The 318-nt window shown below is 69.5% G+C and carries 1 protein-coding gene; it reads right to left on the minus strand.

Going from position 1 to position 318, the window contains the following annotated elements:
• Positions 1-206 (minus strand): serine hydrolase (locus tag SB660_RS19600; RefSeq protein ID WP_410583921.1); only part of this gene is annotated, 206 nt, incomplete at its 3' end.
• Positions 207-318 lie beyond the last annotated feature (112 nt).

Below are 318 nucleotides of genomic sequence, written 5' to 3' on the forward strand. Positions count from 1 at the left end.
AGGACCGCGGTGGCCGCGAACTGCTTGCTCATCGAGGCGATGTCGAAGCGGGTGTGCTCGTCGATCGGCACGCCGAACGCGACCGAGGCCAGTCCTGCCGTGAACTGGCTCACCAGCACTCCGCCGCGGTAGACGCCCACCGCCAGTCCCGGGCCGGTGGGCGCTGCGTAGCGGGAGACGAGGCGGGCGACGGCGTCGGTGTCCATGTTCGAATTCTTCCGATGCGCACTCGAGGCCGGCTTGTCCTCGCGGGCAAAGTGTGCGGCCCGGGTTTGGTCTCCGCGACACCGGCTCGTGTGCTCAGAACGGTGCGGGTGC

Source organism: Bacillus sp. SIMBA_005, from assembly GCF_046535585.1.
Lineage (GTDB): Bacteria > Bacillota > Bacilli > Bacillales > Bacillaceae > Bacillus > Bacillus pumilus.